The organism is Microbacterium oxydans, assembly GCF_900095745.1.
Classification (GTDB): domain Bacteria; phylum Actinomycetota; class Actinomycetes; order Actinomycetales; family Microbacteriaceae; genus Microbacterium; species Microbacterium oxydans_B.
This window is the reverse complement of sequence record NZ_FMIR01000006.1, coordinates 14988-37035: the sequence shown is the minus strand read 5'-3', so window position 1 is coordinate 37035 and position 22048 is coordinate 14988. Positions and strand designations below refer to the sequence as shown.

Annotated in this window: 20 protein-coding genes; 17 read left to right on the top strand and 3 right to left on the bottom strand. The window is 68.3% G+C overall.

The features are described 5' to 3' along the window. The first annotated feature begins 10 nt into the window (after nucleotides 1-10). Genes BQ2383_RS00970 through BQ2383_RS00950 form a run of 5 tightly spaced genes read left to right on the top strand, consistent with a single transcriptional unit; the run spans nucleotide 11 to nucleotide 5225 of the window. Nucleotides 11-1594 (top strand): ABC transporter substrate-binding protein, encoded by a 1584-nt coding sequence (locus BQ2383_RS00970; RefSeq protein WP_091027837.1) that lies wholly within the window; start codon nucleotides 11-13, stop codon nucleotides 1592-1594. An 11-nt stretch (nucleotides 1595-1605) separates the two neighbouring features. Continuing rightward, complete coding sequence (locus BQ2383_RS00965; protein ID WP_091027833.1) at nucleotides 1606-2667, top strand: ABC transporter permease; 1062 nt, start codon at nucleotides 1606-1608, stop codon at nucleotides 2665-2667. Beyond that, the gene (locus BQ2383_RS00960) at nucleotides 2664-3575 is read left to right on the top strand and encodes an ABC transporter permease (RefSeq protein WP_091027829.1); all 912 of its coding nucleotides are present in this window, start codon (nucleotides 2664-2666) and stop codon (nucleotides 3573-3575) included. Before BQ2383_RS00965 ends, BQ2383_RS00960 begins: the two co-directional genes overlap by 4 nt. After that, nucleotides 3572-4393, top strand: coding sequence for an ABC transporter ATP-binding protein (locus BQ2383_RS00955; RefSeq protein ID WP_091027826.1), 822 nt, complete (start codon nucleotides 3572-3574; stop codon nucleotides 4391-4393). The genes BQ2383_RS00960 and BQ2383_RS00955 overlap by 4 nt, the downstream gene beginning before the upstream one ends. Next, nucleotides 4386-5225 carry an ABC transporter ATP-binding protein gene (locus BQ2383_RS00950; protein ID WP_091027822.1) on the top strand — a complete coding sequence of 280 codons (840 nt, stop codon included), beginning with the start codon at nucleotides 4386-4388 and terminating at the stop codon, nucleotides 5223-5225. The genes BQ2383_RS00955 and BQ2383_RS00950 overlap by 8 nt, the downstream gene beginning before the upstream one ends. A 180-nt stretch (nucleotides 5226-5405) precedes the next feature. On the opposite strand, the gene BQ2383_RS00945 is transcribed toward BQ2383_RS00950, so the two are convergent. Next, complete coding sequence (locus BQ2383_RS00945) at nucleotides 5406-6110, bottom strand: hypothetical protein (RefSeq protein WP_244175846.1); 705 nt, start codon at nucleotides 6108-6110, stop codon at nucleotides 5406-5408. A 227-nt stretch (nucleotides 6111-6337) separates the two neighbouring features. On the opposite strand from BQ2383_RS00945, the gene rpsF reads away from it, so the two are divergent. The 6 genes from rpsF (at nucleotide 6338) to BQ2383_RS00915 (ending at nucleotide 9373) form a co-directional block, all read left to right on the top strand. Beyond that, on the top strand, nucleotides 6338-6706 hold the full coding sequence (gene rpsF / locus BQ2383_RS00940; protein WP_029264265.1) for a 30S ribosomal protein S6: 369 nt from the start codon (nucleotides 6338-6340) through the stop codon (nucleotides 6704-6706). Nucleotides 6707-6711: 5 nt separating this feature from the next. After that, nucleotides 6712-7233: a single-stranded DNA-binding protein gene (locus BQ2383_RS00935; protein WP_091027809.1), complete on the top strand. Its 522-nt coding sequence runs from the start codon at nucleotides 6712-6714 to the stop codon at nucleotides 7231-7233. Nucleotides 7234-7301: 68 nt separating this feature from the next. Continuing rightward, nucleotides 7302-7556 (top strand): 30S ribosomal protein S18, encoded by a 255-nt coding sequence (gene rpsR, locus BQ2383_RS00930; RefSeq protein WP_017829850.1) that lies wholly within the window; start codon nucleotides 7302-7304, stop codon nucleotides 7554-7556. 11 nt (nucleotides 7557-7567) lie between these two features. Next, entirely contained in the window at nucleotides 7568-8020 is a 453-nt protein-coding gene (gene rplI / locus BQ2383_RS00925; protein WP_029264267.1) for a 50S ribosomal protein L9, read from the top strand. A 384-nt stretch (nucleotides 8021-8404) separates the two neighbouring features. Further along, entirely contained in the window at nucleotides 8405-8884 is a 480-nt protein-coding gene (locus tag BQ2383_RS00920) for a hypothetical protein (protein ID WP_140403277.1), read from the top strand. 129 nt (nucleotides 8885-9013) lie between these two features. Next, the gene (locus tag BQ2383_RS00915) at nucleotides 9014-9373 is read left to right on the top strand and encodes a hypothetical protein (RefSeq protein ID WP_091027801.1); all 360 of its coding nucleotides are present in this window, start codon (nucleotides 9014-9016) and stop codon (nucleotides 9371-9373) included. Between the two features lie 314 nt (nucleotides 9374-9687). Here BQ2383_RS00915 and BQ2383_RS19560 read toward each other — a convergent pair whose 3' ends face one another. Next, a complete protein-coding gene (locus BQ2383_RS19560; protein WP_091027799.1) occupies nucleotides 9688-11235 on the bottom strand; it encodes a chaplin family protein in 1548 nt (515 codons plus the stop codon). A 103-nt stretch (nucleotides 11236-11338) separates the two neighbouring features. Continuing rightward, the gene (locus tag BQ2383_RS00905) at nucleotides 11339-12343 is read right to left on the bottom strand and encodes a hypothetical protein (RefSeq protein WP_244175845.1); all 1005 of its coding nucleotides are present in this window, start codon (nucleotides 12341-12343) and stop codon (nucleotides 11339-11341) included. Nucleotides 12344-12873: 530 nt separating this feature from the next. On the opposite strand from BQ2383_RS00905, the gene dnaB reads away from it, so the two are divergent. The 6 genes from dnaB (at nucleotide 12874) to BQ2383_RS00875 (ending at nucleotide 21989) form a co-directional block, all read left to right on the top strand. After that, complete coding sequence (dnaB, locus tag BQ2383_RS00900) at nucleotides 12874-14247, top strand: replicative DNA helicase (protein WP_029264272.1); 1374 nt, start codon at nucleotides 12874-12876, stop codon at nucleotides 14245-14247. 137 nt (nucleotides 14248-14384) lie between these two features. Next, entirely contained in the window at nucleotides 14385-15599 is a 1215-nt protein-coding gene (locus BQ2383_RS00895) for an ROK family transcriptional regulator (protein ID WP_091027790.1), read from the top strand. Between the two features lie 141 nt (nucleotides 15600-15740). Next, nucleotides 15741-17093 (top strand): extracellular solute-binding protein, encoded by a 1353-nt coding sequence (locus BQ2383_RS00890; protein ID WP_091027786.1) that lies wholly within the window; start codon nucleotides 15741-15743, stop codon nucleotides 17091-17093. Then, on the top strand, nucleotides 17053-18033 hold the full coding sequence (locus BQ2383_RS00885) for a carbohydrate ABC transporter permease (protein ID WP_208617598.1): 981 nt from the start codon (nucleotides 17053-17055) through the stop codon (nucleotides 18031-18033). The genes BQ2383_RS00890 and BQ2383_RS00885 overlap by 41 nt, the downstream gene beginning before the upstream one ends. Next, nucleotides 18033-18920 (top strand): carbohydrate ABC transporter permease, encoded by an 888-nt coding sequence (locus BQ2383_RS00880; RefSeq protein WP_091027780.1) that lies wholly within the window; start codon nucleotides 18033-18035, stop codon nucleotides 18918-18920. Before BQ2383_RS00885 ends, BQ2383_RS00880 begins: the two co-directional genes overlap by 1 nt. A gap of 45 nt (nucleotides 18921-18965) precedes the next feature. Further along, entirely contained in the window at nucleotides 18966-21989 is a 3024-nt protein-coding gene (locus BQ2383_RS00875) for an alpha-mannosidase (protein WP_091027776.1), read from the top strand. The last annotated feature ends 59 nt before the right edge of the window (nucleotides 21990-22048 follow it).

The window sequence follows — 22048 nt, the reverse complement described above, 5'->3', positions numbered from 1 at the left end:
GGAGGTCCTCATGTCGTCACGCCGTATTACGCCGGTCATCGCGCTCGGAGCGGTCGCGATCTTCGCGCTCGCCGGATGCTCGGGAGGGAACTCGGCAGGCAATGGCGACTCCGCCGGCTCCGACTCGCTCGTCATCGACACCGCGTTCTCGATCGAGACGGCCGACCCGGGTCACACCTACGACCCGACCGGCAACATGATCGCGAAGGCGCTGTACGAGACCCTCGTCGACTTCGAAGGCTCCGACGTCTCGACCCCGGTGCCCGGCCTCGCCTCGTGGGAGCAGAACGACGAAGCGACCGAGTTCACCTTCACGCTCGAGGGCGACCGCGTCTTCTCCGACGGCTCGCCGATCGAGGCGAAGGACGTCGTCTTCTCGCTCCAGCGCATCCAGGGCATGGCCGACGCCAAGCCGAACTTCCTGCTCGGCGGCCTCACCATCACCGAGGTCGACGACAAGACGATCCAGATCACGTCGGAGACCCCGCTGCTGCAGCTGCCCGCGATCCTCGCGAACCCGGCGCTCGGCATCGTCAACTCCGACGTCGTGATCGAGAACGGCGGCACGATCGACGGCACCGACTCGGCGCAGAAGTTCCTCGACGGCGAGTCCGCGGGTTCCGGTCCCTTCGTCCTCGACACCCTCGACCTCAGCTCGCAGGTCGTGCTGACGAAGAGCGACGAGTACAACGGCGACGAGGAGTCGGCGTACAAGCGCGTCGTCGTCCGCAACGTCTCCGAGAGCGCCACGCAGCTCGCCAACCTCAAGGGCGGCGACTCGATGGTCGCGATGGACCTCAACGGCGACCAGGTCGCCGGCCTCGGCGACGGTGTCACGGTCGACTCGGTTCCCTCCGGGCAGACCATCTTCCTGCTGCTGAACCAGTCCGAGGCCGTGGCCGGTGAACTGGCGAACGTGAAGATGTCCGAGGCGATCCGCTACGCGCTCGACTACGACGCGCTGCTTGAACTGGCCGGTGCCGGCTCCGTGCAGGCGACCGGCGTCATCCCGCCCGGATTCGAAGGCGCCCTGGAGTCCGGCGTGGATCAGGACCTCGACAAGGCTGAAGCGGCACTCGCCGAGGCCGGTTACACGGGCCAGACCCTCCAGCTGAAGTTCCCGAACGACTACCCGGTCGGCGGCGTGGAGTTCACCCCGCTCGCCGAGCGCATCCAGGCGCAGCTCGAGGATGCCGGCATCACGGTGGAGCTTGCCCCCGCGCCCTTCGCGACCGAGCTCGACTCCTACGTCAACGGCACCGAGGGCTTCGGCCTGTGGTTCTGGGGTCCGGACTACGCGGACTCCGCGAACTTCCTGCCCTTCGCGCCCGGACTGAAGGTCGGACTCCGTGCCGGCTGGGCTGCTGAGGCCAACCCCGAGATCGCGGGAATCGCCGCCGGCGCTGCCGCGGCGACCGACCCCGAGCAGCGCACGGCCGCGTTCACCGAGTTCGTCGAGGCGATGCAGGCCGAGGGCCCGTTCGTCCCGCTGATCGTCCCCGGTCGCAACATCTCGTCGGCCGACAGCGTGAGCGGTGCGGTGTACAACTCCGTCTGGGAGATGGACATCGCCGAGATCACGCCCGCCGGCTGAGCGGACATCTCATGACGACAGTGGCGGTGCAGAGGCAGGCGCAGCGGCGCCGATCGCCTCTGGTCGGATACCTGCTGCGGCGGGCGGGAACCTCCCTGCTCCTGCTGGTGGGCGTGACGATCGTGACGTTCGCGCTCACCAACCTGGTGCCCGGAGACCCGGTCTCGGCCGCGCTCGGTGAGGGTGCGTCGCAGAACCCGGCGACGCGTGAGGCGTTCATCCAGGCGAACGGACTCGACCAGCCACTGTTCGTGCAGTACTTCATCTATATGGGGAACCTGCTGCGCGGGGACCTCGGCACGTCGCTGGTGACCGGACAACCGGTCACCAGCGACCTCGCCACCGCGGTGCCCGCGACCATCGAGATCGCGATCGGCGCGATCATCGTCAGCCTCGCGGTCAGCATCGTGCTCGGCACCCTCGCCGCATACCGTCGCGGCCTCGTCACCGACCAGGTCATCCGGGTCGTGACCCTGGTCGGGCTGAGCGTGCCGACCTTCTGGCTGGCGCTCGTCAGCTTCTACGTCTTCTTCCTCGAGCTGCGCATCGCGCCGGGATCCGGCCGCATCTCGCCGTCGATCACCCCACCGCCGCGCGTGACCGGCCTCTACACGGTCGACTACCTCCTGAACGGCGACGCGGTCGGCTTCTTCGACGCCCTCGCGCACCTCGCGCTGCCGGTCATGGTGCTCTCGCTCGTGACGATCGGCCTGCTCACCCGCTTCATCCGCACCTCGGTGCTCGAGGTCCTCGGCAGCGACTACGTGCGCGCCGCCCGGGCCAAGGGTCTTCCCGCCATGCGCGTGATCCTCGACTACGTGCTCCGCGGCGCCTCGCTGCCGATCCTCACCGTCGTGGGCGTCGCGTTCGGGGCCCTGCTCTCGGGGACGGTGCTCGTCGAGTCGGTGTTCGCCTGGCCGGGGCTCGGCACCTACGCCTACAACTCCGCCGCCAACCTCGACCTGCCCGGCATCATGGGCGTCGGTCTCGTGGTCGGCATGATCTACCTCCTCATCAATTTCATCGTCGACATTCTCTACGGCGTGCTCGACCCGAGAGTGAGGATCGCATGAGCCGCATCGCCGCCGCCACGCCCGCCGGCCGCTTCCGCTTCCGCTGGCCCCGCGCCTGGCGCACACCGCTCGGCATCATCGGCACCGTCATCGCGGGCGCCTGGGTGATCGTGGCGTTCACCGCGCAGTGGTGGGTGCCGTATCCGCCGAACGCCCAGGTGCTGCCTCGCCTGCAGGCGCCCGGCATCGACACGCTGCTGGGCACCGACGGCAACGGCCGCGACATCTTCTCGCGTCTGATGACGGGTGCGACCGTGAGCCTCCCGCTCGCGCTCATGCTCGTGATCGCGGCGATGATCATCGGCACCGTCATCGGCGCCGTCGCCGGCTACTTCGGCGGCTGGATCGACGAGACGCTGATGCGCATCACCGACCTGTTCATGGCGTTCCCGACCGTGATCCTCGCGATGGTGGTCGCGGCCTCGCTCGGTCCGTCGCTGTTCAACGCGGTGATCGCGGCGATCGTGGTGTCGTGGCCGCAATACTCCCGCGTCACCCGCAGCATCGTGCTGGGTCTGCGCGGCCAGAACTACGTGATCGCCGGACGACTGCTCGGGCACTCGCCCGCCCGGACGCTGTTCGTCGACATCCTCCCGAACATCGCCGGCCCGGTCCTGGTGCTCGCGACGCTCGACATCGGCGCGGCCATCCTGCTGCTCTCCGGACTCTCCTTCCTCGGCCTCGGCGCCCAGCCGCCGACCGCCGAGTGGGGGTCCATGATCTCGGGTGCGATGCAGAACTTCGACGCCTGGTGGCTCGGGGTCTTCCCGGGTCTCGCGATCCTGACCGTCGTGCTGGCGTTCAACTTCCTCGGCGACGCGATGCGCGACGTGCTCGACCCCACGGCCGAGATCACGCACGAGAAGGCCGCGGAGCACAAGGCATCGGCGACGGGGGTGGCGGCATGACCACCGTGCAGGGATCCAGCGTGCTCAGCATCCGCGACCTGACCATCGACATCGGCCGCCCGCTCGTCAAGGGCGTCTCGCTCGAACTCGAGGCCGGTCGCATCCACGGTCTCGCCGGCGAATCCGGATCGGGCAAGACGCTGACCTCGCTCGCCGTGCTGGGCTTGCTGCCGCGGCAGGCGAAGACCGGCGGATCGATCCTCCTCGGCGGCGAGGAGCTCGTCGGGCTCAAGCGCCGTTCCCTCAACCGGGTGCGCGGCAAGCGCATCGCGATGGTGTTCCAGGACCCGTCGGCGTCGCTGCACCCGCAGCTGCCGGTCGGCCGCCAGCTCACCGACCACATGCGCGTGCACCTCGGGCTCAAGGGTGCGGCGGCACGAGAGCGGGCGATCGACCTGCTCGAAACCGTGCAGGTGCCGAACCCCGCCGAGGCGCTGGGGCGCTACCCGCATCAGTTCTCGGGTGGCCAGCGTCAGCGCATCGCCATCGCGTGCGCCCTGGCCTGCGACCCCGAGGTGCTGCTGGCCGATGAGCCGACCACGGCCCTCGACGTCACCGTGCAGGCCGGCATCCTGCAGCTGCTGCGCGACCTCGCGGTGCAGCGCAACCTCGCGGTGCTGCTCGTGACGCACGACCTGGGTGTGATGAGCGCGATCGCCGACCGGGTGGCCGTCATGAAGGACGGCCGTGTGGTCGAGCTCGCCGATCGCGAGACGCTGTTCCTCGACCCGCAGCACGACTACACGCGGATGCTGCTCGCGGCCCTGCCGGGGTCGCGCATCGATGAGGCACCGGAGCAGGAGGCCGCAGATGAGTGAGGTCGCAGTCCTCGACGCGCAGGACGTGGTCGTGCGCTACCCGGGCAACCCGCCCGTGATCGCCGTGAACGGGGTGTCGATCCGTGTTGCCGCGGGTGAGACGGTCGCGCTCGTCGGCGAGTCCGGCAGCGGCAAGTCGAGCCTCGCCCGCGCCGTCGTCGGCATCGAGAAGACCGCCGGCGGAACGGTGCTCTTCCGCGATGAGCCCGTGGCCCCCCTCGGCATCCGTCGTCGTCCGACCGCGATGACCGGCATCCAGATGGTGTTCCAGGATCCGGCGACGTCGCTGAACCCCCGCCGCCGTGTGGGCGACCAGATCGCCGACGGCATCGCGACCGCGCGTGCGCGCGGCGCCGAGGGGTCGACCGTGGACGAGTGGCTGGAACGCGTCGGCCTGCCGACGACCGTGAGCACCCGCTTCCCGCACCAGTTCTCGGGTGGGCAGAAGCAGCGCATCGCGATCGCCAGGGCACTGGCCGCGCGGCCATCGCTCCTCGTCGCCGATGAGCCGATCTCGGCACTCGACGCCTCGACGCAGACGAGTGTGGCAGGCCTGATGCGTGACCTGGTCGCGGAGTCTGGAGCCGGGATGCTGTTCATCTCGCACGACCTCGCCGTGGTGCGCCGCATCGCCGACCGCACGTTCGTGATGTTCGGCGGGCGTGTGCTCGAGTCCGGTCCGACGGATCAGCTCTGGGCGGCGCCGCAGCATCCGTACACGCAGGCGCTGCTCGCGGCGATCCCGGAGCCCGACGGTGCCGGCCGCATCCCCGCCGCACCCTCGGTCGACGACCGCACGGTGTGGGCCGAGATCCCGCCGGTCATGTACTGAGCGGCCATGTACTGAAACGCGTGACACGAAGGAGATATCCCGACCTGAAGGACCGGATCGGGCACGAGCTCCTTCACAACGCGCGATCTCCTGCATTCCGTGTGACCCGGAGCCTCGCGGAGATCCCCGAACGCACTGCGGGCCGAGGCAGCAGCCCCGGCCCGCAGCATCAGCCCCGCATCAGAGCGGTGCGACGATGTCCTGCTTCACGTCCCACTCGGTGATCTCCATCGAGATCTCGACCGACTGGCCCTCGAGCGAGGCGGTGCTGGTCGACGCGAGGTTGACATAGTCCGCCGTGACCTCGAAGACGACGTCGACCGTGGTGCCCTGCTGGTCGATCGAGCCGGTCAGGAGGAAGACCTCTTCGCCCAGGCGCTCGCCGGTGCCGGTCACCGTGAACTCGCCGGTCATGGCCTCGGCGGCAGCAGCCGGGTCGAGCGACGTGACGTCGGCGGCGGTGGCACTCAGCGCGGCGATGACCGGGTCGCTCGACTTCGGATCGGCGACCTGCCACTCGCTCGTCGCGGACTTCACCCAGACGTCGTCGCCGATGGCGATCAGCGAGCCGGCCGGAGAGATCGACTCGAGGGCCTTCTCCGACGGGTTGAACTTCGCCGTCGACTCGATGCCCATGACGGTGGTCTTCGCGGCGTAGCCCGCGGTGTCCGACATGGCGTCTGCGATGCAGGCACCGAGCGCCGCGCCGTCGACGGTGTCGCCGTCCTTCAGCTCAGGGCAGTCCGTCGCCGGAGCCTCGGCCTCCTGCGAAGCACCGCTACTGGGCTTCGACTCGGCCGGCTTGTCCGATCCGCCCGCCGAGCATCCGGTGAGCAGCACGGCGGCGGCGAGAATCACGCCGACCCCCCATTTGTTGACGCGCATGGCGTCCCCCCTCTGGTCGAGTGCCCGATGACCGTCACCGGGCACGCCCTCCAGCATGCCAAGGGTGGGCGCCGACCCGTGCGGGCGACACGGAGGAATCTCCGCTAGACTGTCGAGGTTGTCTGCTTTCCGGCGTCCATTCGGGATTCCTGGGGCGGGCACGTGCACACACCCTCCTGCTCCCGGGAAAGTCCCGAGAGCCGTTCTAGTCCGAAGGAGGTGGGTAAGTGACGCACCAGTACGAACTCATGGTCATTCTGACTCCCGAGATCGACGAGCGCCAGGTCGCACCTACGCTCGACAAGTTCCTGAAGGTCATCACCAACGATGGTGGCTCGATTGACAAGGTCGACATCTGGGGTAAGCGCCGTCTGGCCTACGAGATCCAGAAGAAGAACGAAGGCATCTACGCCGTCGTCAACTTCACCGCTACCAGCGAGGCCACGCAGGAGCTCGACCGTCAGCTGAAGCTGAACGAGCAGATCATGCGCACCAAGGTCCTCCGCTCGGAAGAGGCTCAGGCGATGGTCGCTTCGGAGGCCAAGCGCTCCGAAGAGAAGGCTGCTCGCAAGGCCGCCAAGGCTGCGAAGGCCTGACGTCCATGGCCGGCGAAACCGTCATCACCGTTGTGGGAAACCTCACGGCCGACCCCGAGCTGCGCTACACGCAGAACGGGCTGCCGGTGGCGAACTTCACCATCGCTTCGACGCCTCGGAACTTCGACCGTGCCGCGAATGAGTGGAAGGACGGCGATGCGCTGTTCCTCCGTGCATCCGTCTGGCGCGAGTTCGCCGAGCACGTGGCGGGTTCGCTGACGAAGGGCATGCGCGTCATCGCGCAGGGCCGTCTGCGTCAGCGCTCCTACCAGGACCGCGAGGGCAACCAGCGCACCGCGATCGAGCTGGAGGTCGACGAGATCGGCCCCTCGCTCCGGTACGCGACCGCGCAGGTCACCCGTGCGGCTTCGACCGGTGGTGCCGGCGGTGCCGGTGGTGCCGGCGGCGGACAGGCTCGTCCCGCGCAGCAGCAGGTGTCGGAGGAGCCGTGGTCGACCCCCGGTTCCTCGACGAGCGCAGATGCCTGGAGCACTCCGGGCAGCTTCGGCGACGACACCCCGTTCTGAACAACTTCTGGATCCGGCCGCCGAGCTCGTCTCGGAAACCGGCATCCGCTCATCACTAAGGAAAAACAATGGCTGGAAAGTCGAGCGGCGACCGCCGCAAGCCGCGGAAGGGTGGCAAGCCCACCGCTCCCGCGAAGTCCATCCGGGTTGGTGTCATCGATTACAAGGATGTCGCCACCCTTCGCAAGTTCGTCTCGGAGCGCGGCAAGATCCGCGCCCGTCGTATCACCGGTGTCTCGGTGCAGGAGCAGCGTCTGATCGCCACGGCGATCAAGAACGCGCGCGAAATGGCGCTCCTGCCCTACGCTGGCGCCGGCCGGTAAGGGGTATCGAGATGGCAAAGCTGATTCTCACGAACGAGGTCGCCGGGCTGGGTAGCGCCGGTGACGTTGTCGAGGTCAAGAACGGGTACGCCCGGAACTTCCTCATCCCGCAGGGCTTCGCTACGGCGTGGACCCGCGGTGGCGAAAAGCAGGTCGCTTCGATCCAGGCCGCGCGTCAGGCACGCGCGATCCACGATCGTGACGACGCTGTCGCGCTGAAGAACGCTCTCGAGGGCACCAAGGTGCGTCTCGCGGTCAAGGCCGGCAAGGAGGGTCGTCTCTTCGGCTCCGTCAAGACCGACCACGTCGCGGATGCTGTCGCAGCCGCCGGCCTGGGTTCGATCGACAAGCGCAAGGTGCACATCCCGTCGCCCATCAAGGTGACCGGTGACCACGAGGCGACCGTGCGTCTGCACGAAGACGTCACTGCAGTCATCACGCTGCAGGTCGTCGCCGCTAAGTAAGGCACTTCCCGGAACGCCCTCTGTCCTTCGGGACAGGGGGCGTTCTGTGTGTGTGTGGGGCGTGTGCTTCCTCCTCGGTCGCCGTCCGTCTGTCTGTCGGCCGGGGTGCGGATGTCGGGAGGATGCACGGATGTCGGACGAAACGCCGCACTTCCTCCCGACAGGTGTGCGAGGTCCCGACATCTTGCACCGCGGGACGGAATCGGGGGTACCCATCGTGCCGCCTTCATCGGGGACCGCTGGACAAAGGTCGTACCCACACCGCACAAGTCTGTTCGAAGGTTCTCAGCCTTTCAGCGTAATGAGTGCACCCCTCCCGCCGTCTCTCCCAGTGAGGGAATGTTCGGCCGAAAGGGGGCCGGGCTGCAGGAGGGTGAGTGAATCGTGAAGGATAGACGTCGCGTGGAGCGGCTGTTCGAAGAGCTGGAGGCCGAGTGCGGCACCAGCGTGGAGTGCCTCGCCGACCGCGTGTCGGCGCTGACCGGTATGGACATCGAGATCGATGTACTCGAGGAATCGGAATGGACGGCCGTCGCGCCGTTCGTCCTCGTCGAGGGTGATCGCGTGCGGATACCGGTCCGCGGTTCCGATCCGCGATGGTTCCGATTGCACACCGTGACCCATGAGCTCGCGCACGTGCTCTGCGGGCATTTGCGCTGCGAGACCCTGCCGATGACCTTCGACCAGCTGCGTACCCCGGCCCGATCCTGCGCTCTGGTCGGAGCCGGGGGCGGGCCGGGAGCTGCTTCTTCCGAGATCTCCGAAGCCGAAGCCGAAGCCGAGGCCGAAGCCGAAGCCGAGGCCGAGGAGCTCGCGCTGCGCCTGAGCGCGTTCGTCCGCGCACCGAGTCTGGCGCACGCCTAGCTGCTCTTCTCCCGGACGTCCGACGCCCGTCGGTGATGCCGTCGCCTCCTCGTCGGACCGCGAACAGGTCGGGTGCCCCGAATAGACTGACGCTCCCGGTGCGCAGCGGCGCCGGCAGAAGGGGACGCCATGGGGAAGCGCAAGACGCCGGAGCAGCTCGCGGACGAGGAACGCCGCTACCGGCTGGCTCGGGGCGCGCACACCCCGGAGGACTTCGCACAGCTCGTCGACGACCCGAATCAGGCGATCCGTGCCGCCGCCGCCCACAACCCGGATGCCGATGCGCAGGCACTCGCCCGCTTCGCCGCCGACCGGTTCTGGGGTGTGCGGATCGAGGTGGCCCATCACTCCAATGCCACCCGTGAGCTCGTGCTCGGCCTGCTCGAGGCCGACCCGCGCAAGCGCGGCGTGGTGCATCATGCCGCCCGTGAGCGCCTGAGCGCTGAGGGCGTCGCCTTCGATGGCGAGGGCCTGCCCGTCGTCGACTGAGTTCGCGGCGCTACACCTGTCGGGAGTTTCCTCCGTGTGAGGAGCCGGGACGGCGTGTTCTCCCGACATCCGTCCGAACTCCCGACAGGCGGCCGGGGATTCCGCATCTTTGCGGCATGAAGCGCTGTTCTCCGAGCGAACTGCAGCGGGCAGGGCGCGACGGATGCCCCGCGGTGGGGTCCACGGGGCATCCGTCCTAGTGGCGCCGGCGTCGAGCGACGAGCGGGGGACCCGTCGGCATGGGGATGGACGCCGTGCGCACCGGCGATGCGGGGTCTCCTCCCCCGAGGACGACCGCACCGCCGGCGTCTTCGCTACGCCGTCAAACGACGACGGCGCAGGAGTCCGGCCCCTCCGAGGAGGAGCAGGGCTGCGGCGAGGGCGATCAGTCCTTCGGTCGGAGCGCCGCCGGTCATGGCGAGCCCTTCCGCCTGGCCGGTGGTCACCGCGCCAGAGGCTGTCGCGGCACCGGCCGACGTGCCCGGGTCCGTTCCGGGGTCGGTGCCCGGGTCGGTTCCCGGGTCCGTGCCCGGGTCAGTTCCCGGGTCGGTGCCCGGGTCCGTGCCGGGGTCCGTCCCCGGGTCAGTTCCCGGGTCGGTTCCGGGACCGGGGTCGGTCACCGTCGCCTCGCCGACCACCGAGATGGCGTTCCCGCCGATCGTGATCGGCAGCGTCACCGGCAGCCCCACCTGGGTGCCGCCGAGGATGCCGTCGGTTCCCGTGGTGGTGTTGCCTCCGGTGGTGGGTGCGGTGGGTGCGGCGGTGGTTCCACCGCCGCCGGTGACGGTGGCGTCGTCGAGGGCGGAGATCGCGTTGCCGGTCACGGCCACGGGGGCGGTGATGGGTGCGGTGATCTGGGTGCCGCCGAGGATGCCGTCGGTTCCGGTGGTGGTGTTGCCGCCGGGCGCGGGCGCGGTGGGTGCCGGGGTGCCGGCCGTGCCGGATCCGGTTGCCGCGCTGTCGCCGAGCAGGGAGATCGCGTTGCCCGCCACCGTCACCGGTGCCGTCACGGGTGCGATCGCCTGCGTGCCGCCGAGGATGGCGTCATCGCCGGAGGTTCCCCCCGTCGTGGCGGGAGCGGAAGAGTCCCCGGTGCCGGCCGTGCCGGATCCGGTTGCCGCGCTGTCGCCGAGCAGGGAGATCGCGTTGCCCGACACCGTCACCGGTGCCGTCACGGGTGCAACCACCTGGGTGCCGCTGCCGGTCCCGTCGTCACCGGACGACGTGCCCGATGCCGCCGGAGTGGAGGATGCCGGTGCTGCGGCTCCCTCTCCACTCGGTGCAGCGCTTTCGGAGTCGCCGAGCAGCGACACGGCGTTGTCCGTGACGGTGATCGGTGCATTGACCGCGAGCAGTGCCTGCGTGCCCGAGAGCACGCCGTCCACGCCGTTCGTGGTCACGAGAGGTGCCCCGGCCGGGGTCTCGGCCTGGGGAGCCGAGTTCTGGGGAGTTGCGGCCGGGGCACTGGTCGATGAGCTGTCGTCGAGCACGCTCACCGCGTTGCCCGATACGGTGACGGGCAGGTTCACGGTCACCACGGCCTGGGTGCCGGATGCCGTGCCCGAGGACCCGCTGGTCACCGGCGCCGGCGCCGGAGCCGGAGCCGGCGCGGGTGCCGGAGCGGGTGCGGGTGCGGGTGCAGGGGCCGGGGCCGATGCGGGCGCCGCGACGACGTCGCCGAGCACGGAGATCGCATTGCCGACCGCCGAGATCGGTGCCGAGATCGCTGTCTCCGCCTGCGTGCCGGAGAGCAGTCCGTCGTCTCCGGATGTCTCGGCCGCGTTGGCGGCCGTCGCACCGAGGAGCGTGATGCCCCCGGCGATGAGCGTGCCCCACAGGGCTCGCTTGACGTAAGTGCGCATGATCGTTTCTCCTGACTGGATGGATCGTCTGATGGGTGCGCGCGATCAGAGTGCGCGCGCAGCACGGCATCTGTCGTCCCCGGGGGAACGACGTGACGGTCCGTCAGTCAGGTGAGACGTCGGTGTCGGCGACCGGCGACGAAGGAAGCACGTCGTCGGATGCGCCGGATGTCCGCTCGCCAGCACGGAGCGGAGCAGGGTCCACGTCGCTGAGGCGCGCGTGGGCAGGGCTGGATCCTCCGCCGAGGCCGGCGGAGGAAGATGCGGGTACGGGGGCGCCCGGCGGGCTCCCGGACGGAGTGCCCGTGGGTGCCGTCGTCGTGTCTTCCGTGGCCGGGGCGGACTCGTGCGAGACGAGGTCCGCAGCCGAGAACGACACGGCGGATGCCCGCGCGGAAGCGGTGCCCGAAGCGCCGAGGATCGGTGCGGAAGTCGCCTGCGTCGCGGAGACGGCGGCGACGGTGGTCGGGCTCACGGGGGGATCGACGACACCGGTACCCGGGGTCGGATCGGGGGTCGTCGGATCGAGCGCCTCGAGCGCCGGCGGCACGGTCCCGTTCGTCACCTCTCCGAGGAGAGCCGTCGTGTCATCGACCACTCCGACCACATCGCGCACCGCGGTGACCACGCCGAGGTCGGACACGAGTCCGCCGACGACGGGGACGCCCGCGACGGCGTCGAGGATCGGGTCGGTGATCTGCGCGACCGGCGAATCCGTGAGGACCTCGGTGACGGGTTCGACGACCGCGTCGACCGTCTCGGTGACGACGTGCACGACCGGCGCGGTCGCAGGACCCACGACGGGGGTCTTCGCGACGGTGTTCGTCACGGTCTCGACGACGGCGGGAACGGCCTTCTGCACGGGAGCGACGACCTTCGTGACGACGGGTGCGACGACCTTCGTGACGACGGGGGTCACGGGTGCGGTGACGGCCGACACGGTTTCACTGACGATCGAGGTCAGCCCGTCGAGCGGGCCGTCCTGCTGCTCATCGGCGTGCGCGGATCCGCCTCCGAAGAAGAGGGTGAGCGTCGCCCAGGCGAGCGCTCCGACGGCACCCCAGAGGACGACGGCAGGAACGCCGCGTCGGGTGGCCGGAACGTCCACGTCGACCTCCCCCTCCGAAGGCAACGTACCTCGACGCAGGTGCATCGATTGCGGGTGACGATACTCGCGAGCAGACCGTCTGTCTAGGGGGTTTTGCGCGCGTTTCCGGGGATGTCGGGTTGTGACGCGCCCGGTGAAATCTCGGCTTGACTTTCCCCAGGTTCTACACATCCCCCTCCCGAGAGGGGCAACCTTCAATGCGCGATTTAAACTGATTCTCATCCACAGGCTGGGGAAACAGCTAAACCCTGGTCAGGACAAAGAAAAAAGTTTGAACTCACACCCATCCACGGGGTTATCCACACCCGTTGTGCACAGACACTCCGGCTTTGTCCGCACGCTTTCCACATGGTTATCCACAGGCCGTGTTGCGTGTGGAAACAGTCGCTCGTAGCGTGGGCGAGCGACCGAATGTCGGAGGCACCTGTTTCGCTGTGCGGAGCGGCACTTTTGGCCGAGAGCCACACGGCCCGCCGTCGGAACGCTTCATCAGAACATCGCATCGGAAACGTCGCATCGAAGGGAAGACTGTGTCGATCGCCGACATCTCAGAGGAGCGGATGGGCGCGAAGCGCGCGCCGGAGCGTACGCCTCCTCACGACCTTCTCGCCGAGCAGAGCGCGCTGGGCGGAATGCTCCTCTCGAAGGATGCCGTCGCCGACGTGATCGAGACGCTCAAGGGCGCCGACTTCTACATCCCGAAGCACGAGCTCATCTTCGAGGCGATCCTCTCGCTGTACTCGCACGGCGAGCCGACCGACGTCGTCGCCGTCACCGACGAGCTCATCAAGACCGGCGAACTCGGTCGCGCCGGTGGCGCCGACTACCTGCACACCCTCACCTCGATCGTCCCGACCGCGGCCAACGCCGGCTACTACGCGGGCATCGTCTCGGAGCGCGCCATCCTCCGTCGCCTCGTCGACGCCGGCACGCGCATCGTGCAGCTCGGCTATGCGGGCGAGGGTGATGCGACCGACATCGTCAACAACGCGCAGGCCGAGATCTACTCGATCACCGGATCCGAGACCGCCGAAGACTACGTCCCGCTGCAGATCGCCGTCGACGCCGCTCTCGAAGAGATCGAGGCCGCCAGCGGCCGCGACGGTTCGATGACGGGTGTCCCCACCGGCTTCCGCGAGCTCGACGAGCTCACCAACGGCCTCCACGGTGGGCAGATGATCGTCGTCGCCGCGCGTCCCGCCATGGGTAAGTCCACGCTCGCGCTCGACTTCGCGCGGTCGGCGTCCATCGGCCACAACATCCCCTCGGTCTTCTTCTCGCTCGAGATGGGCAAGAGCGAGATCGCGATGCGTCTGCTCAGCGCCGAGGGCCAGATCCCGCTGCAGAACATGCGCAAGGGAAACCTCGACCCGCGCGACTGGACGACCGTCGCCGCGACCCGAGGCCGCATCAACGATGCCCCGCTCTACATCGACGACAGCCCCAACATGACGCTCGTCGAGATCCGCGCGAAATGCCGTCGACTCAAGCAGCGCGAGGGCCTGCGCATGGTCATCATCGACTACCTGCAGCTGATGACTTCGGGCAAGCGCGTCGAGTCGCGTCAGCAGGAGGTCTCGGAGTTCTCGCGAAGCCTCAAGCTCATCGCCAAGGAGCTGCAGGTTCCGGTCATCGCCCTGTCGCAACTGAACCGTGGTCCCGAGCAGCGCACCGACAAGAAGCCCGCGATCAGCGACCTGCGTGAGTCCGGCTCGATCGAGCAGGACGCCGACATGGTCATCCTGCTGCACCGCGACTCGGTCTACGACAAGGACGTGCGTCCCGGCGAGGCCGACCTGATCGTTGCCAAGCACCGTAACGGTCCCACCGCCACGATCACCGTCGCGTTCCAGGGCCACTACTCGCGCTTCATGGACATGGCCCCGGGCGGCGACTTCAATTGACGTGGGGCGGCGGGAGCGCGCCTCCATGCGTCCCGCTTGAGGCGTGAACTCGAGGGCCCGGGTTTGACCGTTGCGGGGCGTCGCCGCGATCATGAGGGTTCACGCGCCGACGGTGGCGCACGGGTGAGGAGCGGAATATGCAGCGTGGGTCGAACCTCCCTGCTGTAGGCGTCTACAACCAGGCGCTCGTCTTCGACCTCATCCGCCGGTCCGAGGAAGGGCTCAGCCGCAGCGAGCTCGCCGAACGCACGGGGCTGTCGACGCAGACGCTCAGCAATGTCACTCGCCGACTTGCCAACGAGGGGCTGATCGAAGAGACCGGGAAGGTCATCTCGGGCCCGGGAAAGCCGCGGACGCTCCTCGCGCTGCGGTCGGATTCGCGCTACGCGGTCGGTGTGCATCTCGACCCGGCCGTCGACACCGTCGTGGTCGTGGATGCCGCCGGCGCTGTCGTCGCGCGGACCGAGCAGACCCCCGGAGGCGCTGAGGCGTCGCCGGATGAACTCGTGGGGCGTCTCGGAGACAGCGTCCGATCGCTCATCCTCGAGGCGCGCCTTCCGGCCGAGCGCGTGCTCGGGATCGGTGTGGCCGCTCCGGGGCCGTTCGACCGCGACGCGGGTCGCCTGCTGAATCCGCCGCTCCTCCCCGCCTGGCATAACGTGTCGGTGCGCAAGGAGTTGGAAAGGGTCAGCGGGCTGCCGACGCTGCTCGAGAAAGACGTCGTGGCGACGGTCGTCGGGGAGCAGTGGTTCGATGCAGGGCAAGAGCTCGCCGACGCGATGTTCCTCTACTACGGTGCCGGACTCGGCCTCGGGCTCTCCGTCTCAGGGGCGCCGGTGCACGGCAGGACGGGTAACGCCGGCAATATCGCGCACATCGTCGTCGACCCGGAGGGGCCGCTCTGCACCTGCGGATCGCGCGGCTGCATCGGAGTGATCATGGAGCCGCGAATGCTCCTGGCCCAGGCGGAGCGGACGACTCCGCCGAGCGGCACGGGAGATGCGCGGATGCAGCTCGAGCTGCTGTCGTCTTTGGCCGCCGCCGGAGACAAGGGGGTGCTTGCCGCCCTTGAAAGCGCGGGGAGGCACCTCGCAACAGCGATCGTCGAGGTGAACAACCTCCTCGATCTCGGCATCGTCGTCCTGGGAGGCCCCGCGTGGTCGAGGCTCGGTGAACGGCTTCTCCCGGCGCTGGATCACTGGGTGCACACCACCGCGGTCAGCACGTCCACAGCACCCGTGCAGCTGCGCCCCTCGCAGATGGGAGCGGACGCGGCCGCCGTGGGGGCCGCGTGCCTCGTGCTCGACGACGCGCTCACGGCGCGGCCGTCGCGGCTCATGATCAGCCGCTGACCGCTGTCTGCCGTCATCCCGAACGGCATAGCGTTCCGTGACGGAACTGTTACGAGGCCCTATCTACCCAGTTATCCCATTTGATAGGGTTATCCGTCTGAGGGCCTCAACAGCGAGGTCCGCATGCAAAGGAGCAAGCAGATGCGAACGAAGCCCTTCGCCGCCATCGGCGCGATCGCGGTCGGCGCAGTCGTCCTCTCGGGATGCGGTGCGTCCGGGGACGCGGAGACGTCCGACAGCGGAGACCGCACCATCACCGTCGCGTACCAGATGACGTCGGCGTTCCACCAGCTCGATGACCTCTTCCAGAAGGTCAAACCCGAGTTCGAGGCCGCGAACCCCGGTGTGACGGTCAAGCTTCAGCCGATCGAGTCCGAGGACGAGTACTTCACCAAGCTCGCCCTGATGAACGGCTCGCCCGACACGGCACCCGACGTGATCTACGAGGACACCTTCCAGCTGCGCTCCGACGCTGCTGCCGGCTACCTGCTCCCGATCGATGACTACCTCGCCGACTGGGATGACTGGGACCAGTTCTACGACGCAGCCAAGGAGGCCGGACTCGGTGGAGACGGCAGCACCTACGGCATCTCGATGGGCACAGACACCCGCGCGATCTACTACAACAAGGAGATCTTCGCGGCGGCCGGGCTCCCCACCGACTGGCAGCCCACGTCGTGGCAGGACATCCTCGACGCTGCCGAAGCGGTGAAGGCGTACGACGCCGACCTGATCCCGTTGAACATCTACGGCAGCAAGAGCGCCGGTGAGCAGACGTCGATGCAGGGTCTGGAGATGCTGCTCTACGGCACCGAGTCCACCCTGTACGACGCCGACTCCGATAAGTGGGCGGTGGGCTCAGAGGGCCTCACCGACGCTTTCGGTTTCTACGACACGCTCTACAAGAACGATCTGGCGACTCCGCTCGATCTCGCCCTCGACTCGACCATCGGCAGCCGCGTCCCCACGGTGCTGCTCCCCGAGGGGAAGCTCGCCATGGCCATCGACGGTTCTTGGCTCCCCGGTGGCTGGATCAGCGGTGAAAGCGCCTGGGACGGCTGGGAGGACACGATCGGTCTCGCCAAGATGCCGACGCAGGACGGCGGCGACCCCGGCTACACCTCGATGTCCGGGGGCTGGACCCTCGCGGTCGGCTCTCAGACCAAGCACCCGCAGACGTCCTTCGACTTCATCGCGATGGCGCTGAACCAGGAGAACTCCCTCAAGTACGACACCGAGAACAGTCAGATCGCCGTCCGCGAAGACGTCGCGACCGACGATGCGTACCTCTCGTACAACCCGACCTTCGCGTTCTTCTCCGACCTCGTGCAGTACACGCACTTCCGTCCGACCACGCCGGACTACTCGCAGATCACCAGCGCGCTTCAGCAGGCCACCGAATCGGTGATCACCGGAGAAGCGAGCCCAGAGGATGCCGCCAAGACCTACGACGATGCGCTCACCCAGATCGTCGGCGCGGACAACGTCGAGTAGGAATCCCGCAGTGACCTCCGCTTCCGCAACGCACAGCCCGGCCCCGGTGCCCACCGGGGCCGGGCGGCGCGCCCCTCTCCGCGAGCTGATGCGCTCCGTCCCGCTGCTGCCCGCCGTGGTGCTGCTGGTCGTGTTCCTGCTCGGGCCGATCATCTACGCCATCTGGGGATCGTTGACCAACCGCGCCCTCACGGGCTACCGGGCGGCGCAGCCCGAGTTCGTCGGACTCGACAACTACGTCTCGCTCTTCACCGACCCGAACTTCTGGACGGCGCTGGTCCTCACGGTCGTCTTCGTGCTGTTCTCCGCGATCATCGGCCAGAACGTGCTGGGCCTCGGCGTCGCCGCGCTCATGCGCATCGGTTCGAAGTCGGTCAACAGCGTGGTCGGCGCACTTGTCGTCGTCGCCTGGGTGATGCCCGAGATCGTCGCCGCCTTCGCCCTCTACGCCTACTTCTCGAAGGACGGCACGCTCAATGCGCTACTCGAGGCCATCGGCATCCCCGCGGTGAGCTGGCTCATCGAGTACCCGATGTTCGCCGTCATCCTCGCCAACGTCTGGCGTGGCACGGCGTTCTCGATGCTCGTGTACGGAGCCGCCCTCAACGAGGTGCCGCCCGAGGTGATGGAGGCCGCACAGATCGACGGTGCGAACGCCACGCAGCGCTTCTTCCTCATCACCATCCCGATGATCCGCCGCTCGATCTCGACGAACCTGATGCTCACCACCTTGCAGACGCTCGGCACCTTCGGTCTCATCTGGGTGATGACCAAGGGAGGGCCGGGCGTCTCGAGTTCGACCCTTCCCGTCCTCGCCTATCAGGAGGCCTTCCAGTACTCCCAGATCGGCTACGGCACGGCGATCGCTGCGGTGACCCTCGTGCTCGGCGCGATCTTCGCGATCTTCTACATCCGCATCCTCAAGCCGGAGGTCGACTGATGACTGCCACTGAAGCAATCGTCCGCCCCGCCGTGAGACGCGGCCAGCGGATCTCCGTCGCGACGCCGGCGAAGCGTCGCTCCGCGTGGCTCGCCAACACCGTCCTGATCGTGATCGGGGTCGTGTTCCTGGTGCCGATCGCGTGGATCGTGTTCTCCTCGGTGTCTCCGTCGGCCACGGTGTCGATCTCGGTGCCGGAGAGCCTCACGTTCGACAACTTCGCCTCGGTGTTCGACTGGTCGATGACCCTGCTGCCGTTGTGGAACTCGGCGCTGATCTCGTTCGGAACCGCCTTCATCACCGTCGTCGTCGGCGTGCTCGCCGCGTATCCGCTCTCACGGCACAACTCGCGGTTCCAGCGCGGTTTCATGTACTCGGTCCTGTTCGGCTCCTGCCTGCCGATCACGGCCATGATGGTGCCGGTCTACGCGCTCTTCGTGCAGTTGAAGATGCTGGATTCGCAGGTCAGCGTGATCCTGTTCATGGCCGCCACGTCATTGCCCATGGCCATCTGGATGCTGAAGAACTTCATGGACTCGGTGCCGGTCTCCCTCGAGGAGGCCGCATGGGTCGATGGAGCCTCCGCCATGCGGGCGCTGTGGACCATAGTCCTGCCGCTCATGCGCCCCGGTATCAGCGTCGTCTTCATCTTCGTGTTCACGCAGGCGTGGGGGAACTTCTTCGTCCCGTTCGTCCTGCTGTTCAGCTCGGAGAAGATGCCGGCGGCCGTCGCGATCTTCACCTTCTTCGGCAACCACGGCGCCGTCGCCTACGGGCAGCTCGCCGCGTTCGCCACGTTGTACTCCGTGCCGATCCTCGTCCTGTACCTGCTCGTGCAGCGTCTCTCCGGCAGCAGCTTCGCGCTGGCCGGCGGCGTCAAGGGCTGATCCTCGCCTCCTCGCACAATCCCCTCGATCCAGAAAGCACCACACATGCATGACCGCACCGCGCTCATCGAGATGCGCATCGACCGATTCATCCGCGAGCGCCTCCGTCCGGCACGTCACCGCCTGAGCCACCCGCTCGAGGTGCGCGCGTGGGAGGTGCCGGGGGAGCCGGTGCCCTTCACGGATGCCGTTCAGGCGGAGTACGCGCCCACCGCGGTCGGCGCTCCGTGGGGGCGCCCATGGGGCACGACGTGGTTCCGTGTGAGCGGGCAGGTCCCGAGCGAGTGGCGTACGGCATCCGGCGAACTTCCTGACGGCACCAGGGCAGAGCTCGTCGTGGACCTCGGCTTCACGGCCGGACAGAGCGGCTTCCAGGCCGAGGCTCTCGTCTGGGATCTCGACGGGAGTCCGATCAAGGGCATCTCGCCGTTCAACAACGCGGTCGCCGCGGCAGTGCAGTCGGACGGCCGCATCGACGTGCTGCTCGAGGCGGCGTCCAATCCCGACGTGGGCAGCATCTTCACGTTCGACCCGACCGCGCTCGGCGACCCCGAGACCGCGGGTACCGATCCGATCTACGTGCTCCGCGTCGTCGACGTGGCCCTGCGCGACCTGACCGTCGAGTCGCTGCTCGACGACACCGTGATCCTGCGGGGGCTCCTCGGTGAGCTGGATGCCTCGTCACCGCGGCGGGCGGAGATCGTGCAGGCGCTGGATCGGATGATCGACCTCGTGGACCCGCATGACGTCGCGGGCACGGCGGCAGCGGGCCGTGAGGCGCTCCGAACGGTCCTGGCGAGTCCCGCCCATGCCAGCGCGCACGTGCTGCATGCCGTCGGGCACGCGCACATCGATTCGGCCTGGCTGTGGCCGGTGCGCGAGACGGCTCGCAAGGTGTCGCGGACGTTCTCGAACGTGCTCTCGCTGATGGACGAGAACCCCGAGGTCGTGTTCGCCAGTTCGTCGGCACAGCAGTTCGCCTGGATCAAGGAGCGCTACCCGGAGATCTGGGAGCGGCTGGTCGAGCGCGTGCGCGAGGGCCGCTTCGTTCCGGTCGGCGGCATGTGGGTCGAGTCCGACACGAACATGGTCGGCTCCGAAGCCCTCGCCCGCCAGTTCGTCGAGGGCAAGGGCTTCTTCCTCCGCGAGTTCGGGATCGACACCCCCGAGGTCTGGCTGCCCGACTCCTTCGGCTACAGCGGCGCCCTTCCGCAGATCATCAAGGCCTCGGGATCGAAGTGGTTCCTCACGCAGAAGATCTCCTGGAACGAGACGAACCGGATGCCGCACCACACGTTCCTCTGGGAGGGCCTCGACGGAACGCGCGTGTTCACGCACTTCCCTCCGGTGGACAAGTACAACTCGGACGCCTCGCAGGCCGATCTCGCGCATGCGCAGCGGAACTTCCAGGACAAGGGCAGAGCCCGTGTCTCGCTGCTGCCGTACGGTTACGGCGACGGCGGAGGCGGACCGACCCGGGAGATGGCTGCGCAGGTCGAGCGCGCGGGGTCGTTGGAAGGGTCGCCGGTCGCCCGGCATTCCACCCCACGGGCGTTCTTCGAGCAGGCCGAGTCCGAGTACCCGTCACCCGAGGTGTGGAGTGGCGAGCTGTATCTCGAGTTCCACCGCGGCACGTACACGAGTCAGCTGCGCACCAAGCAGGGCAACCGCCGCAGCGAGCACCTGCTCCGCGAGGCCGAGCTCTGGGCGGCGACGGCGTCTGTCCGAACCGGACGCGCCTACCCGGCCGAGCAGCTCAAACGCCTCTGGCAGCTCGTCCTGCTCCAGCAGTTCCACGACATCCTGCCCGGAACGTCGATCGCCTGGGTGCACCAGGATGCCGAGCGCAACTACGCGGCGATCGCCGTCGAGCTCGAGCAGATCATCGCCGACTCGCTGCGTGCGCTGGTCGGCGATGGTACGCGCAGCCTTGTGGCCAACGCGGCCCCGCATGGGCATGCCTCGGTCTGCGCGCTGGCGATCGGCGAGGCGGATGCGGTCGCACCGGCCACGCCGGTTGCGGCGGACGGCGGGTTCGTGCTCGACAACGGGCTTGTGCGTGCGACGATCGACGCCCGCGGGGTGCTGACATCGATCATCGACCTGGCGAGCGACCGAGAGGTCGTGCCGGCCGGTCAGAGCGCCGGCGTCTTCCAGCTGCACCGGGATACCCCGACGCAGTGGGACGCCTGGGACATCGACGAGCACTACCGCCGCAACGTCACCGACCTCCTCGATGTGGACGGCATCGAGATCGTCGACGGCGCCGTGGTGATCTCGCGGTCCTTCGGCGCGTCGACGCTGGTGCACAGCATCCGTCTCGACGAGGGGTCGCGAACCCTGAAGCTGGCTGTCGACATCGACTGGCACGAGCAGCAGAAGCTGCTCAAGCTCAGCGTCCCCGTCGACGTGCACACCGACCACGCCGCCTCCGAGATCCAGTTCGGGCACATCGTGCGTCCGACCCACACCAATACCTCGTGGGATGCCGCGCGCTTCGAGACCGTGGCGCACCGGTGGGTCAGAGTGGGCGAGAGCGACTTCGGTGTCGCGGTCACCAACGACTCCACCTACGGCCACGACATCACCCGGCATCCGCGTGAGACGGGCGGCACGTACTCGACCGTGCGGCTCTCGCTCGTCAGGGCCGCGCTGTTCCCCGACCCGCAGCAGGACCAGGGGCGGCATCATCTGGAGGTGGGCATCGTCGTCGGCGGCGAGCTCGTCGACGCGATCGCCGAGGGGTACCGCACGAACCTCGCAGAGCGCCGCATCGAGGGCGCCGACGATGTGAAGCCCCTCGTCTCGATCGATCACCCGGGTGTGGTGGTCGAGGCGGTCAAGCTCGCCGAAGACGGCAGCGGCGACGTCATCGTCCGTCTGTACGAGGCTCTCGGGCGTCGCGCCGACGCCACGGTCGCCGTGGGCTTCCCGAGCGGTGACGCCAGCGAAGTCGACCTGCTCGAGCGTGAGAGCAAGCAGGCGGTGCTGACGGGTCAGGATGCCGACGGCATCCGCCTGGCGCTGCGTCCGTTCCAGCTCGTGACCCTGCGGCTGCCGCGGGCCTGAACCGGTGAGGGGGTCTCCGTCCGTGCGGAGGCCCCTCAACTGTTCAGCGGATGGTGTCG

What these genes read in the sequence shown, in the direction of transcription:
- BQ2383_RS00970 (WP_091027837.1), top strand. Translation starts at nt 11, where the DNA reads ATGTCGTCACGCCGTATTACGCCGGTCATCGCGCTCGGAGCGGTCGCG.
- BQ2383_RS00965 (WP_091027833.1), top strand. Translation starts at nt 1,606, where the DNA reads ATGACGACAGTGGCGGTGCAGAGGCAGGCGCAGCGGCGCCGATCGCCT.
- BQ2383_RS00960 (WP_091027829.1), top strand. Translation starts at nt 2,664, where the DNA reads ATGAGCCGCATCGCCGCCGCCACGCCCGCCGGCCGCTTCCGCTTCCGC.
- BQ2383_RS00955 (WP_091027826.1), top strand. Translation starts at nt 3,572, where the DNA reads ATGACCACCGTGCAGGGATCCAGCGTGCTCAGCATCCGCGACCTGACC.
- BQ2383_RS00950 (WP_091027822.1), top strand. Translation starts at nt 4,386, where the DNA reads ATGAGTGAGGTCGCAGTCCTCGACGCGCAGGACGTGGTCGTGCGCTAC.
- BQ2383_RS00945 (WP_244175846.1), bottom strand. Translation starts at nt 6,110, where the DNA reads ATGCGCGTCAACAAATGGGGGGTCGGCGTGATTCTCGCCGCCGCCGTG.
- BQ2383_RS00935 (WP_091027809.1), top strand. Translation starts at nt 6,712, where the DNA reads ATGGCCGGCGAAACCGTCATCACCGTTGTGGGAAACCTCACGGCCGAC.
- rpsR (WP_017829850.1), top strand. Translation starts at nt 7,302, where the DNA reads ATGGCTGGAAAGTCGAGCGGCGACCGCCGCAAGCCGCGGAAGGGTGGC.
- rplI (WP_029264267.1), top strand. Translation starts at nt 7,568, where the DNA reads ATGGCAAAGCTGATTCTCACGAACGAGGTCGCCGGGCTGGGTAGCGCC.
- BQ2383_RS00915 (WP_091027801.1), top strand. Translation starts at nt 9,014, where the DNA reads ATGGGGAAGCGCAAGACGCCGGAGCAGCTCGCGGACGAGGAACGCCGC.
- BQ2383_RS19560 (WP_091027799.1), bottom strand. Translation starts at nt 11,235, where the DNA reads ATGCGCACTTACGTCAAGCGAGCCCTGTGGGGCACGCTCATCGCCGGG.
- BQ2383_RS00895 (WP_091027790.1), top strand. Translation starts at nt 14,385, where the DNA reads ATGCAGCGTGGGTCGAACCTCCCTGCTGTAGGCGTCTACAACCAGGCG.
- BQ2383_RS00890 (WP_091027786.1), top strand. Translation starts at nt 15,741, where the DNA reads ATGCGAACGAAGCCCTTCGCCGCCATCGGCGCGATCGCGGTCGGCGCA.
- BQ2383_RS00885 (WP_208617598.1), top strand. Translation starts at nt 17,053, where the DNA reads ATGCGCTCACCCAGATCGTCGGCGCGGACAACGTCGAGTAGGAATCCC.
- BQ2383_RS00880 (WP_091027780.1), top strand. Translation starts at nt 18,033, where the DNA reads ATGACTGCCACTGAAGCAATCGTCCGCCCCGCCGTGAGACGCGGCCAG.
- BQ2383_RS00875 (WP_091027776.1), top strand. Translation starts at nt 18,966, where the DNA reads ATGCATGACCGCACCGCGCTCATCGAGATGCGCATCGACCGATTCATC.